The organism is Streptomyces sp. NPDC005706 (assembly GCF_040631045.1).
GTDB lineage: Bacteria > Actinomycetota > Actinomycetes > Streptomycetales > Streptomycetaceae > Streptomyces.
Genome location: NZ_JBEXYS010000002.1, coordinates 425,995 through 438,220, shown reverse-complemented (window position 1 = coordinate 438,220; position 12,226 = coordinate 425,995). Strand labels below are relative to the sequence as shown.

The following is a 12,226-nucleotide window of genomic DNA, read 5'->3' as shown; positions in this document are numbered from 1 at the left end:
CCGTGGGAGGGCATGACCCAGGCATGCGGCACCCTCGACTCCCGCCCCCGTACCCGCCTCCGCCGGAGCGGTCGGCGGCGTTGCGGCGGCGGTTCGACGCCGAGGCCCGGTCCGAGCGGCCGGACCTGTCGGCGCTGTGCCTGCTGATCGGCGCCGAGGCGGACGGCTCGCTGGACGAGGACGGCATCGACGCGGCCCAGCAGGAGCTGGACGGGCTGGCCGGGCGGCTGCCGTACCGGCCGGGCGGGCCGCGGGCGTGGGCGGAGGCGGTGCGCCGGCTCCTGGGCGAGGACGAGGCGTTCCACGGCGTCCCCGCCGACTACCAGCGGCTGGAGTCCTCGCTGCTGCACGAGGTGCTGCGGCGGCGGCGCGGGCTGCCGATCCTGCTGTCGGTGGTGTGGCTGGAGGTCGCCCGGCGGGCGGGAGCGCCGGTGTGCGGGGTCGCGCTGCCGGGGCACTTCGTGGTCGGGTTCGGGGCGGCGCCTGAGCAGGTGCTGGCCGATCCGTTCGACGGCGGGCGGGTGCTGACCGGTACGGATGCCGAGCTGCTCGTGGCCGGGGCCACCGGGGCGCCGTTGCAGCCGTCGATGCTGGAGCCCGCGACACCGCTGGAGGTCGTGCAGCGCATCCTCAACAACGTCCGGGCGTGGGCCTCGGCCCGTCCCGAGCGGTCGGACGTCGCGCTGTGGGCCCTGGAGCTGAGCCTGCTGCTGCCCGCGCATCCGGCCCGGCTGCGCTATGAGCGCGGTCAACTTCTGGTGCAGCGCGGCGAGTTCGAGGACGGCGCCATGGAGCTGGACGCTTACGCGCATCTGATCGAGGTGGTCGACGAACCGGCCGCCGACCGGGTGCGCCGGCAGGCCCGGACCGCCCGGTCGATGCTCAACTAGGCAGCCGGGTCCGGCCCGGAACGCGGGCCGCGCCCGGCCGGAACCTCAGAGCCAGCCCTTCTCACGGGCTGTGCGGACCGCCTCCGCCCGGTTGCGGACCGCGAGCTTCTGGATGGCCGTGGAGAGGTAGTTGCGGACCGTGCCCTGGGACAGGTGCAGGGCCGCCGCCAGTTCCGCGTTGGTGGAGCCGTCGGCCGCCGCGCGCAGGATCTCGCGTTCGCGGTCGGTGAGGGGGTTGGCGCCCTCCGCGAGGGCCGCCGCGGCCAGGGTGGGGTCGATGACCCGCTCCCCGGCGAGCACCTTGCGCACCGCGGCGGCGAGTTGTGCGGCCGGCGCGTCCTTGACCAGGAAGGCGTCGGCGCCGGCCTCCATCGCGCTGCGCAGATAGCCGGGACGGCCGAAGGTGGTGAGCACGACGAGCTTCACCTCGGGGTACTCCCGGCGCACCCGGGCCGCCGCCTCGATGCCGGTGCATCCGGGCATCTCGATGTCGAGCAGCGCCACGTCCACGCCGTGCGCGCCGACGGCCGCCTGCACCTCGTCGCCGCGCGCCACCTGGGCGACGACCTCGATGTCGTCCTCGAGGCCGAGCAGGGCGGCCAGCGCCTCACGGACCATCGACTGGTCCTCGGCGAGGAGGACCTTGATCGGGCTGCTCATGCCCGGGATCCTACGTGCCGTCAGGGCGTCAGCGGCACCCGGGCGACCAGCCGGAAGCCCCGCCCGGCGCGCCCGGCCTCGAGCATGCCGCCGGCCTTCTCCAGCCGCTCGGTCAGGCCGGTCAGGCCGTTGCCGGGGGCGCCGCCGGGGCCGCCGGCGCCGTCGTCCTCCACGGAGAGTTCGAGCACGGGGCCGTCCAGGGTCTGTCGGTGCAGGAGCTGGACGACGCAGCGGCGGGCGCCGCTGTGCCGGACCACGTTGGTGACGGCCTCGCGCAGCGCCCAGGCGAGCGCGGCCTCGCTGTCCTCGCCGGCGCCCGCGAGGTCCGGCTCGGCGGGCAGTTCGGCGTTCACCCCGGCCGCGGTCAGCGCGACCTGGGCGCCCGCCAGCTCGGCGGACAGGCGGGGGCGCCGGTATCCGGTGACGGCCTCCCTGACGTCCACCAGGGCCTGGCGGCTGACCTGTTCGATGTCGGCGACCTGCTGGGCCGCCTTGTCGGGGTGCCCGGGCAGCATCCGCCCGGCCAGCTCGCTCTTCAGCGTGATCAGGGAGAGCGAGTGGCCGAGGAGGTCGTGCAGGTCCCGGGCGAGGCGCAGCCGCTCCTCGTTGGCGGCGAGATGGGCGACGGTGGCCCGGGCCTCGCGCAGCTCGACCGTGGTGCGGATGAGCTGGACGACACCCGTCATCGCGAACCCGATGAGCACCACCACCAGCACCAGGTTCCACGCCGTCGTCACGTCGGTCGCCAGGCCGACCAGCATCATCACCACGCCGGTCGCCGGGACGGCCCAGTAGGCGGCCCGGAGCGGCAGGGCCGCCCCGCAGGCGACGGAGACGTAGCAGAACAGGCCGAGCCAGGCGGCGCCGAGCGTGAGGCACAGCACGACGGCCAGCAGGCAGAGGACGACGATGAGGCCGACGACCAGGGACCGGCGCATCGGATGCCCCATGTTCCGGAAGACCAGCAGCAGGTAGACCCCGGCGAACACCGTCAGGCCCAGCCAGCCGGCCGCCGTGCCGGAGGGCGTGTGGTGACCGGCGGCCAGGTCGTGGACCGGGGAGCTCATGAAGACCAGCCAGACGGCGACCCAGACGAGCTTGCGCAGCAGCTCCCGGCGGTTGCGGGGCGGCTGCCCCAGGCCCGTGGGGCGCTCCGGGCCGCACGGTCGGTCCTCGGTCGTCATGGCGCTCACGCCTTCAGCGTGTCCTTCCGGTACAGCCAGGCCGCACCGCCCGCGAAGAGGACGAAGTAGACGGCGAGGACGGCGATGTCCGACGAGTGCGGGGCCTGGCTCTGTTCGATCGCCCGCCCCAGTGCAGCGTACGCGTGCGTCGGGAGCCACTCGGCGATGTCCTGCAGGATCCGCGGGAAGGTGGTGGAGGGCATCCACAGGCCGCCGAGGATCGACAGACCGAAGTAGACGATCATCGTGATCGGGCGGACCGCGTCACCCGAGGCGACGTAGCCGATGGCGACGCCGAGCGCGGCGAAGACCAGACTGCCCGCCCAGATGACCCCGGTGAGGGCGAGCCACTGCCAGGTGTCCAGACGCACGTCCTTGAAGGCGGCGGCGACGACGAACACCACGACGATGGACGGCAGGCTCACCACGGCGGCGCTCGCGGTCTTGGCGAGGACGTAGCCGCGGCCGGGCAGCGGGGTCAGCCGGAGCTGCCGCACCCAGCCGCTCTCGCGCTCCTTGGCGATGCGCTCGCTGTTGCCCATGAGGACGGCGGTCAGGGCACCGAAGGACGCCATGGAGACCATCAGGTAGGTGGCGACCGTCAGGCCGGTCTCGTCGACCTTCTCGCCGGAGCCGGCGCTGCTGGAGAAGATCAGGTAGATGAACGAGGGGTAGAGCACCGAGAAGAACAGGAACTTCTTGTTCCGCAGGGAGCGGGCCAGTTCCAGCTTGATGAGGGAGTTCACGACTGCTTGGCCTCCTCGGCCTCCGTGATGGCGACGAAGGCCTGCTCCAGACCGAGCCCGGCGACTTCGAGGTTGCGGGGGTAGACACCGAGGCCGTACAGGGCGTGGACGGTGGCGTCGGCGTCGGAGGACTGGATGCGGACGGTCTGCCCCGAGACGTCGAACGACGTGAGGAACGGAAGGTCGCGCAGGGCCGCCTCCTCGATGCTCCCCTCCAGGTCGAAGGAGATCCGGCGGGCTCCGGCGCGGGCCTTGATCTCGGCGGCGGTGCCGTCCGCGAGGAGCCGGCCCCGGTGCAGCACCAGCACCCGGTCGGCGATGGCGTCGGCCTCTTCGAGGTAGTGGGTTGCGAAGAGGACCGTTCGGCCCTGGTCGGCCTGCTCGCGCATGGTGGCCCAGAAGGCCTGGCGGGCAGAGACGTCCATGCCGGTGGTGGGCTCGTCCAGGACGATCAGGTCGCTGTCGCCGGCGGTGGCGAGGGCGAAGCGGACGCGCTGGGCCTGGCCGCCGGAGAGCTTGTTGACCTTGCGGTCGGCGATCTGCGTGATGCCCGCGCGGGCGAGGACGTCCGCGGCCTTGTACGGCTTCGGATGCAGCGAGCAGACCAGCTTCACCAGTTCGGCGACGGTGACCTCGTCCATCAGCCCGCCGCTCTGCAGCATGGCCCCGACCCGCCCGGCGACGATGGCCTCGCGCGGGCTGGTGCCGAACACGCCGACCGTGCCGCTGTCGGGGTGCTTGAGCCCGAGCAGGAGGTCGAGCGTGGTGGACTTGCCGGCGCCGTTCGGGCCGAGCAGTGCGACGGTCTCCCCCGGGTACAGCCGGAGCGAGAGGCCGTCGACGGCCCGCACGCTCCCGTACGTCCTGGTCACCTGGTCGAACCCGACCACCGGGGTGGTGGTGGCCGGTGCCGCTGTCGTTGTCATGTCCCCATGCTGGCCGGGCGGGGCGGGGGCCCGGCAGTGTCGGCGGTCCTCAGTGCCGGATGACAGATGTCATGCGGTTCCGGTGACATGACGAAAAGGGGGCCGTCCGGCCCGCGGACGCCCCCCTTCCCGGACTCGTTCCCGGTCTCGCTAGCTCGGGTTCGTGTCGATGACCGCGACCCGGTTCGTCCCGCTCGTCAGCGCCTGGCGCAGGGCGACGTACACGTCCTGGGGCGTGACCGCCGTCTTCTTGCCGGTGCCCCGGGTGATGAGCACGCCGTCGAAGGTCTGGCCGTAGAGCTGCTTCAGGGCGGCCAGGTCGGGCTTGTCGGTGAGCTTGCCGTCGGGCGTGGCCTCGACCCGGAGGAACTTCCACAGGGACTTCTGCGGGCTCATCTCGATCGAGTGCACGGCGTCGGTCCGCACCGTCACGTTGGCCGACATCGCCGGCTCCGCGAACTCCTTCATCTCGCGGTCGACCTCGGCCTTGGAGACCGTCGGCTGCCGGGTGGCGGTCGGGACCGCGACGGGGGCGGCGGTGCCGGTCTCCACCAGCGTGCGGTAGGCCTGTTCGACGGCCCGGGTGGAGCCGGCCGCGTCGATGGCCTTGCCCTCCTTGCCGTAGACGGCGACTGCCTTGCCGGCGCGGAACTCGACACCGCCCTCGACCACGGAGCCGGAGCCGCCACCGGCCTGCTGGAGGGCCGCCTGCAGCTTCTCCTCGTCCACCGGCATGACCGGCTCGACCTCGCGCTTCTGCCCGAAGAGGGAGCCGATCACGGAGACCGGGTTGTAGTCGCTCTGCGCGGCGTCGCTCACCGTGGCCGCGAAGTCGAACTGCAGGCCCGCGTTGTCCGGCTCGACGGAGACGGTCTTGCCGCCCACGGCCAGCTTCAGCGGCTTGTTCACCCGCCCGCCGAAGGCGTCGTCGAGCTTCTTGACGGCCTCGTCGCGGGTGCCGCCGCCGATGTCGACGCCGAGCACGGTGGTGCCCTTGGGCACGTCGGTGTGGTTCATCAGCAGCCCGGCGCCGTAGGCACCGGCCGCGACGACGACCACGCCGACGGCGAGCAGCACCAGCTTGCTGCGGCCCTTCTTCTTCGGCCGGGCCGCCGCCTTGGGCTGCGGGGCCGGGTCGGGCAGCTTGGGTGCCTGGTGCGGCACCGGGCCGTCACCGGGAGTGCCGGGGCCGAACGGTGAGTTCCCGGCGGACGGGACGACCGGGATGCCGCTGGTGACGGTATGGCCGGAGACGTTGCCGGCGGCGCGGTATCCGGGCGTGCCCGGTTCGGGGGCCGGCTTCTGCGGGGTGAGGATCGCGGTGTCGTCGCTGAGGCCGCCGCCGGGGCCGGGGAAGGCTCCTGGGGCCAGCGGACCGCCCTGGCGGCCCTGGCCGCTCGCGCCGCCGGGGAGCGAGTGGCTGCCGGTGTCCCCGGGCAGCGGATGGCTGCCGGTGTCGCCGGGCAGCTGGTGACTGCCGGTGTCGCCGTAGCCGCCGAAGGACTCGCCCAGATCCCGGTCCAGGTCGCTGAGCGAGCTGCGGGGAGCGGCCGGCGGGATCCTCGGACCGTCGCCGGTGACCGGTCCGCTCGTCGGGCCCGCGGGGCCCTTGGGGCCGCGGGCCCCCTGGCCGTTCTGTCCGTTGAAGCCGCTGGGGCCGCCCGGGCCGCCGAGTCCGCCGGCTCCGCCCGCGGGGCCGCCGCCGGGGCCGTCGAACCCGCTCGGTCCGCCATCGGAGAAGAACGGCAGGTCGTCGCGGCTCGGCTCGTCGCCGCCGGAACGGGCGCCGCCGCGCGGGCCCGCGGCCAGCGCCTCGGTCACGTCGAAGGAGCCGGTGCCGCCGCCGTGGCCCGGGGCCACGGGGCCGCCGGTGGCGCCGGGCAGGCCGGCTCCGTTGGTGCCGCCGGGGCGGGAACCGCCCGGTGCGCCCATGGCGCCGACGACACCGCCGGGGCGGCCGGCGCCCGGGCGGGCGCCGGTGGCACCCGGCCGCGGGGACGGTGCGGCGGGCGCGGACGGTGCCGCCGCCGAACCGCCGGGCTGTCCGGAGCCGTTCGTGCCGCCGCCGCCCGGACCGCCCTTGGGCGCGGACGACTTGCGGGGCGCGAACCAGTCGCTGGTCTTCTCCTCGGCCTGCGGCGCGGGCTCGGCGGGCGTCTCGGCGGCCGCGGGCGCCGGGGCGGCCGGAGCGGGCCGCGGGTCGGACCCCGCGTCGTCCTTGGCGGCCTCGGCGTCGCCGACGGGCTTGCGCACCACGACCGGCGGGATGGGCCGCGACCCGGGGATGTTGATCCGGATCCGGGTCGTCAGCGTGGTCTCGGTCTTGCGTTCCTCCGGCTGCGCGGCCGAACGGCCCGCGTCCGCACCGGTTTCGGAGGCGACGGGGGTTCCGTACGGAGGCGTCCCGGAGGGGTATGCGGCTCCGCCGCGCCCGTTGGGCCCGGAGGACGGAGTGTCAGTTTCACGACTCAAGGCAGGTTCTCCCGGTTGGCTCCACCGCCCGTTACGACCTCAGCGGGCAGTTCGGCGGCGCGCACCACCATACTGGCCACTTCTGGCGCGTATCCCATGACCGCTGAGGAAATGCACACCGGACTCGCACGTGCGCCGTACGGCGAAGTGGTACGTCACTTGCCAAGTCGGGCAGCGTCGCCGCCGGGTTGCCGCCCCGCACCAAGGGTGGCGCAGATCACAGCCACCGCCATGCCGCCGAACAGGAAGAGGTAGGAGCCCAGTCCGGCGCCGAACAGGAAGTCGCCCTCCGGGCGGCTGGCGGTGAGCAGGATGACGGCGATGATCCAGCCGGCCACCGGCGCCACCGCCCCGCCCCGGCCGCGCAGCACGTAGGCGCCGCCGAGGAACAGCCCGGCCGCGCCCGCGAGGGCGAGCAGCAGGCCTCCGGGGAACCAGGCACCCTGGACCAGGGCCCCGGCGAGGGCGACGACCGCACCGAGCACGAACAGCCCGGCGTAGGCGGCCATCCGCCCGGCCGAGGGGCGCCGCAACGGCTGGGCCAGCGCGGATCCGCGTCCGGCGGTGCTCATGACGCTTCCTCGGCGTCGCCGGTGACACCGGCGAACAGGTCGGTCTCCCCGGGCTCGGCGGTACCGCGCACCAACTCGTAGTACTCGGTGGTGAACAGTGGCTGCGCAAGCTCGTTGGAGAGCGCGAAGCAGGGCTCGGCCACCTCGATCTGGGTGGCGTGGGCGCGCATCGCGGCGGCCTTGGCCGAGGCGTGGACGGTGCCGTCGACGGTGGTGGTGATCCGCTCGTCGTCGACCACTCCGGGCACGTCGTCCAGGGAGGCGCCCTTGGCGAACGGCAGCGCGGGCAGCTCGTCCTGGAGGCGGGCGAAGGCGGCCTCGGCGACGGAGCGTGGGACGCGGTTCCAGTAGACCTTCTCGATCCGGTGACCCTGTTCGGCCGCCAGTTCGACGGCGCGCATGGCGACGCGGTGGGCCTGGATGTGGTCCGGGTGGCCGTAGCCGCCGTCGTCGTCGTAGGTGACCAGGACCTGCGGGCGGATCTCCAGGATCACCTCGACGAGCGACCCGGCGGCGGTGTCCGGGTCGGCCTGCCAGAAGCAGCCGGGGTCCTCGTTGTCGGGGGTGCCCATCATCCCGGAGTCGCCGTAGCGGCCGGCGCCGCCGAGCAGTCGGAAGTCCGTCACGCCCAGCTCACCGAGGGCCGCGGCCAGCTCGCCGCGGCGGTGCGCGCCCAGCGCGGCGCCGGTCAGATGCCGCAGCTCGGGCGGGATGACCTCGCCCCGCTCACCGAGGGTGCAGGTGACCAGGGTCACATGGGCGCCCTCGGCCGCGTACCGGGCCATGGTCGCGCCGTTGTTGATCGACTCGTCGTCCGGGTGCGCGTGCACCAGCAGCAGACGCCGGTCGGGCAGTTCCGTCATGGGACCACCCTACGAGGCGCCGCGCGGCGGCGTCCGGAACCGGGCTCCCTCATCGGCGATCTCCCGATTTTCCCGATTCACGCACCCTGGAGCGCCCGGCCGCCCCACTCTTGATGAGTGATCGCGCTGTCGCGCAGGGTCACTGGGAACTACGGAGGGGCGCGGATGTCGGTGGACGGTGAGGCGGTGCGGGTCCGGACCGGGGCGGCACAGACCGATGAGCCCGGGTGGGAGGTGGATCCGGACGACGACTGGGCGCTCGCCGTGGTGGCCACCGTGGGCAGGCAGTTGCGGCTCCGCCGGGAGGCGGCCGGGATGCGGGCCGGGGAGTTCGCGGCGGCGGTCGGCTACGGCGAGGATCTCGTCTACAAGATCGAGGCCGGCAAGCGGATCCCCCGGCCCGAGTTCCTGGACACGGCGGACGAGGTGCTGGACGCCGGGGGCCTCATCGCGGCGATGAAGGAGGACGTGAAGAAGGTCCGGTATCCGAAGAAGGTGCGGGATCTGGCGGAGATGGAGGCGCGGGCGGTCGAGATCGGAGTCTACGAGTGCAGCAGCATCGCGGGGCTGCTGCAGACACCCGAGCACGCACGGGCGCTGCTGGAGTGCTGGCTGCCCGCCTACTCGCCGGAGGATCTGGAACGGCGGGTGGCCGCCCGCATGGCCAGGCAGTCCGTGTTCGACCGGTCCCCGGCCCCTTTCCTCAGCTTCGTCCTGGAGGAGTCGGTCCTCCTCCGCCGGGTCGGGGGCACAATGGTGCGCAAGCAGCAATTCGAACGCCTGCTGGACGTGGGACGGTTGAACAACGTCTCGCTCCAGGTCATGCCCATGGGCAGCGTGGCTCACCCCGGTATGAGCGGCAGGATCGAACTCCTGAAGTTCGAGGACGGGACAGCGGTGGGACGCTCGGACGGCGCCTTCAGCGGCCGCCCGGCCTCCGGGCTGAGGCAACTGCGCATTCTCGAACTGCGATATGGCACGATCCGAGCCCAGGCTCTCCCGCCCGGGGAGTCACTGGCCCTCATCGAGCGACTGCTTGGAGAGACATGACCCACAAGGTTTCCACCTGGGACACCTCTGACCTGGCGTGGTTCAAGAGCAGCTACAGCAGCGGCCCCGACGGCGACTCCTGCGTCGAGATCGCGACAGCCCCCCGCACCGTGCACGTCCGTGACTCGAAGGACGTCGAGGGGCCGCGCCTCGCCTTCGCCCCCGCCGCGTGGTCCCGCTTCGTGCCGTACGCGGTCGAGGGCTGAGCCGGCTGCCGCCGCCGTCCGGCGTCGGCAGCCCTCAGAACTTGATGCTGCCGATCATGCTGGCGACGTTGGTCGTCAGCTCGCTGATCGTGGGGGCCACGGTGGAGGAGGCGAGGTAGAACCCGAGCAGCATGCAGACGACCGCATGACCGCCCTTCAGTCCCGACTTCTTGATCAGCAAGAAGACGACGATCGCCAGCAGCACCACCGCCGAAATCGAGAGTGCCACGGCGGCTCACCTCCAAAAATCCCAGGGACGCGGGGGGTTCGGACTATGGGGGTTGTGACCCGGTCGTATGCCGGGCGTCGATCTGTACGGCAAGTCCATGCGGACGCCAGCGGGTTCATACCCACTCAGCGGTAGTGATCATAACTATCCGTACTCGCGCATCGCTCGGCGCACGGCCGCACAAGGGGGCGCATGGCCAATATGGTCGGGGTATGACGACCGAGGCTCACTCCTTCCCCCGTCGGCACGCCCGCACGCAGCGGTTCACGCTCGGCGCGCCGCGCGCGTTCGCGGTGGCACCCGACGGTTCGCGTGTCGCGTTCCTGCGTTCCAACTCCGGTACCGACCGGGCCAACTCGCTCTGGGTCCTGGACCCGGCGGACGGCTCGGAACGCCTGGCGGCCGATCCGGGCGCCCTGCTGCAGGGCGCCTCTGAGGAGCTGCCGCCCGAGGAGCGGGCGCGCCGGGAGCGCAGCCGGGAGGGCGGGGCCGGCATCGTCGGCCACGCCACTGACGCCGCCGTGGAGTTGGCGGCTTTCGCCTTGTCAGGGCGGCTTTTCACGGCCGAGCTGCGGGCCGGTACGGCTCGCGAACTCCGGGTCCCGGGGCCGGTCATCGACCCGCGCCCGTCGCCGGACGGACGGCACATCGCGTACGTGGCGCGGGGCGCGCTGCGGGTGACGGGCGCCGAGGGCGAGGGCGACCGGGCGCTGGCGGAGCCCGAGAGCGAGCAGGTGACCTACGGGCTCGCGGAGTTCATCGCGGCCGAGGAGATGAGCCGCAACCGGGGTTTCTGGTGGGCACCGGGGTCGGACCGGCTGCTGGTGGCGCGGGTGGACGACACGCCGGTGCGGCGCTGGTGGATCGCCGACCCGGCCCACCCCGAACGTGACCCGAACCACGTCGCGTACCCGGCGGCGGGGACTCCCAACGCGGAAGTACGCCTGTTCGTCCTCGGCCTCGACGGAGGGCGCACGGAGGTCGCGTGGGACCGGGCGCGCTATCCGTATCTGGCGCGAGTGCACTGGTCGGACGCGGGGGCGCCGCTGATCCTGGTGCAGGCCAGGGACCAGCGCAGCCAGCTCTTCCTGGCGGTGGACCCGGACACCGGTGCCACCCGGATGGTGCATGCCGACGAAGATCCAACATGGCTGGAACTCTTCGCCGGGGTGCCCTGCTGGAGCCCGTCCGGACAGCTTGTCCGGATCGCGGACGAGGGCGGCGCGCGGGTGCTGACGGTGGGCGAACGGCCCTTGACCGGAACGCAGTTGCACATCCGTTCGGTGCTGGATGTGACGGCCGACGACGTGCTGGTCACGGCGTCCGCGGGCGAGGAGGCCGCGTCGCCGGAGATCGGCGAGATCCATGTGTACCGGGTGAACGAGCTGGGCGTGGAGCGCGTGTCGCAGGAGCCCGGCGTGCACTCGGCGGTGCGGGCGGGCGGCGTGACGGTGCTGGTGTCCGCCACGTTGGACAGTCCGGGGGCCCGTGTCCAGGTGCTGCGTGACGGAAAGCGGACGGCGACTGTCACCTCGTACGCCGAGGATCCCGGTATGTCCCCTCGCGTGACGCTCACCCAGGGGGGCGCACGCCGAATTCCGTGCGCCGTGCTTATGCCTACGGACTACCCCGGTGACACTCCCCTCCCCGTGCTCATGGACCCCTACGGCGGCCCGCACGGCCAGCGGGTGGTCGCCGCGCACAACGCGCACCTGACCTCGCAGTGGTTCGCCGATCAGGGGTTCGCGGTGATCGTGGCCGACGGGCGGGGCACACCGGGGCGCTCGCCGGCGTGGGAGAAGGAGATCCGGGACGACCTCGCGGCCGTCGTGCTCCAGGACCAGGTCGACGCGCTGCACGCCCTGGCCCGGGACTTCCCGCTCGACCTCGGCCGGGTGGCCGTCCGGGGCTGGTCCTTCGGCGGCTATCTGGCCGCGCTGGCGGTACTGCGCCGCCCGGACGTCTTCCACGCCGCGGTGGTGGGCGCGCCCGTCACCGATCTGCGGCTGTACGACACCCACTACCAGGAGCGCTACCTCGGCCTGCCGGACGAGCAGCCGGAGGTCTACCGCCGCAACTCGCTGATCGACGACGCGGGCCTGGTCGACGCGGCCGAGCCGCACCGGCCCATGATGGTCATCCACGGCCTGGCGGACGACAACGTGGTCGTGGCCCACTCCCTGCGCCTGTCCTCCGCCCTGCTGGCCGCGGGCCGCCCGCACGAGGTCCTGCCGCTGTCCGGGGTGACCCACATGACCCCGCAGGAGAACGTCGCGGAGAACCTGCTGCGCCTGCAGCTCGACTTCCTCCGCCGTTCGCTGCCCCAGCCCGGCGAATCCGCGTGAACTGCCTTAACAAACAGGCAACTTCACGGAAGCGGTACCGATATACGGACGCGCGAGGCTGAACAGCGTACGGCCGTGCGGGT

The 12,226-nt window shown here is 73.0% G+C and carries 12 protein-coding genes; 4 read left to right on the top strand and 8 right to left on the bottom strand.

Translation table 11 applies throughout. The annotated features are described in order from the left end of the window. Window positions 1–23 precede the first annotated feature (23 nt). Window positions 24–890 carry a transglutaminase-like domain-containing protein gene (locus ABZ478_RS05550; RefSeq protein ID WP_359545591.1) on the top strand — a complete coding sequence of 289 codons (867 nt, stop codon included), beginning with the start codon at window positions 24–26 and terminating at the stop codon, window positions 888–890. Window positions 891–935: 45 nt separating this feature from the next. Here the strand turns inward: ABZ478_RS05550 and ABZ478_RS05545 are convergent, their stop codons facing one another. The 7 genes from ABZ478_RS05545 to mshB all read right to left on the bottom strand — a co-directional run bounded on the left by ABZ478_RS05545 (window position 936) and on the right by mshB (window position 8,313). Further along, window positions 936–1,550, bottom strand: coding sequence for a response regulator transcription factor (locus tag ABZ478_RS05545; protein ID WP_358927473.1), 615 nt, complete (start codon window positions 1,548–1,550; stop codon window positions 936–938). Between the two features lie 20 nt (window positions 1,551–1,570). Beyond that, on the bottom strand, window positions 1,571–2,734 hold the full coding sequence (locus ABZ478_RS05540; RefSeq protein ID WP_359545898.1) for a histidine kinase: 1,164 nt from the start codon (window positions 2,732–2,734) through the stop codon (window positions 1,571–1,573). A 5-nt stretch (window positions 2,735–2,739) separates the two neighbouring features. After that, window positions 2,740–3,480, bottom strand: coding sequence for an ABC transporter permease (locus ABZ478_RS05535; protein WP_359545589.1), 741 nt, complete (start codon window positions 3,478–3,480; stop codon window positions 2,740–2,742). Then, a complete protein-coding gene (locus ABZ478_RS05530; RefSeq protein WP_359545587.1) occupies window positions 3,477–4,406 on the bottom strand; it encodes an ABC transporter ATP-binding protein in 930 nt (309 codons plus the stop codon). The genes ABZ478_RS05535 and ABZ478_RS05530 overlap by 4 nt, the downstream gene beginning before the upstream one ends. Before the next feature lie 150 nt (window positions 4,407–4,556). Beyond that, the gene (locus ABZ478_RS05525; RefSeq protein ID WP_359545585.1) at window positions 4,557–6,878 is read right to left on the bottom strand and encodes a hypothetical protein; all 2,322 of its coding nucleotides are present in this window, start codon (window positions 6,876–6,878) and stop codon (window positions 4,557–4,559) included. 155 nt (window positions 6,879–7,033) lie between these two features. Next, window positions 7,034–7,450 (bottom strand): DUF6113 family protein, encoded by a 417-nt coding sequence (locus ABZ478_RS05520; protein WP_359545584.1) that lies wholly within the window; start codon window positions 7,448–7,450, stop codon window positions 7,034–7,036. Further along, window positions 7,447–8,313 carry an N-acetyl-1-D-myo-inositol-2-amino-2-deoxy-alpha-D-glucopyranoside deacetylase gene (gene mshB, locus ABZ478_RS05515; RefSeq protein WP_359545582.1) on the bottom strand — a complete coding sequence of 289 codons (867 nt, stop codon included), beginning with the start codon at window positions 8,311–8,313 and terminating at the stop codon, window positions 7,447–7,449. Before mshB ends, ABZ478_RS05520 begins: the two co-directional genes overlap by 4 nt. A gap of 165 nt (window positions 8,314–8,478) precedes the next feature. Here mshB and ABZ478_RS05510 point away from each other — a divergent pair, with 165 nt between their 5' ends. Beyond that, window positions 8,479–9,363: a helix-turn-helix transcriptional regulator gene (locus ABZ478_RS05510; RefSeq protein ID WP_359545580.1), complete on the top strand. Its 885-nt coding sequence runs from the start codon at window positions 8,479–8,481 to the stop codon at window positions 9,361–9,363. Further along, window positions 9,360–9,569: a DUF397 domain-containing protein gene (locus tag ABZ478_RS05505; RefSeq protein WP_359545579.1), complete on the top strand. Its 210-nt coding sequence runs from the start codon at window positions 9,360–9,362 to the stop codon at window positions 9,567–9,569. The genes ABZ478_RS05510 and ABZ478_RS05505 overlap by 4 nt, the downstream gene beginning before the upstream one ends. A 34-nt stretch (window positions 9,570–9,603) precedes the next feature. Here ABZ478_RS05505 and ABZ478_RS05500 read toward each other — a convergent pair whose 3' ends face one another. Continuing rightward, window positions 9,604–9,798 (bottom strand): hypothetical protein, encoded by a 195-nt coding sequence (locus ABZ478_RS05500; protein ID WP_358927465.1) that lies wholly within the window; start codon window positions 9,796–9,798, stop codon window positions 9,604–9,606. A 212-nt stretch (window positions 9,799–10,010) separates the two neighbouring features. Between ABZ478_RS05500 and ABZ478_RS05495 the strand changes: the two genes are divergently transcribed. Beyond that, window positions 10,011–12,143 (top strand): prolyl oligopeptidase family serine peptidase, encoded by a 2,133-nt coding sequence (locus tag ABZ478_RS05495; protein ID WP_359545577.1) that lies wholly within the window; start codon window positions 10,011–10,013, stop codon window positions 12,141–12,143. Window positions 12,144–12,226: the final 83 nt, after the last annotated feature.

Excerpts from the sequence above, each read along its gene's own strand:
- ABZ478_RS05550 (WP_359545591.1), top strand. The coding sequence starts at position 24 with ATGCGGCACCCTCGACTCCCGCCCCCGTACCCGCCTCCGCCGGAGCGG.
- ABZ478_RS05545 (WP_358927473.1), bottom strand. The coding sequence starts at position 1,550 with ATGAGCAGCCCGATCAAGGTCCTCCTCGCCGAGGACCAGTCGATGGTC.
- ABZ478_RS05540 (WP_359545898.1), bottom strand. The coding sequence starts at position 2,734 with ATGACGACCGAGGACCGACCGTGCGGCCCGGAGCGCCCCACGGGCCTG.
- ABZ478_RS05530 (WP_359545587.1), bottom strand. The coding sequence starts at position 4,406 with ATGACAACGACAGCGGCACCGGCCACCACCACCCCGGTGGTCGGGTTC.
- ABZ478_RS05520 (WP_359545584.1), bottom strand. The coding sequence starts at position 7,450 with ATGAGCACCGCCGGACGCGGATCCGCGCTGGCCCAGCCGTTGCGGCGC.
- mshB (WP_359545582.1), bottom strand. The coding sequence starts at position 8,313 with ATGACGGAACTGCCCGACCGGCGTCTGCTGCTGGTGCACGCGCACCCG.
- ABZ478_RS05510 (WP_359545580.1), top strand. The coding sequence starts at position 8,479 with ATGTCGGTGGACGGTGAGGCGGTGCGGGTCCGGACCGGGGCGGCACAG.
- ABZ478_RS05505 (WP_359545579.1), top strand. The coding sequence starts at position 9,360 with ATGACCCACAAGGTTTCCACCTGGGACACCTCTGACCTGGCGTGGTTC.
- ABZ478_RS05495 (WP_359545577.1), top strand. The coding sequence starts at position 10,011 with ATGACGACCGAGGCTCACTCCTTCCCCCGTCGGCACGCCCGCACGCAG.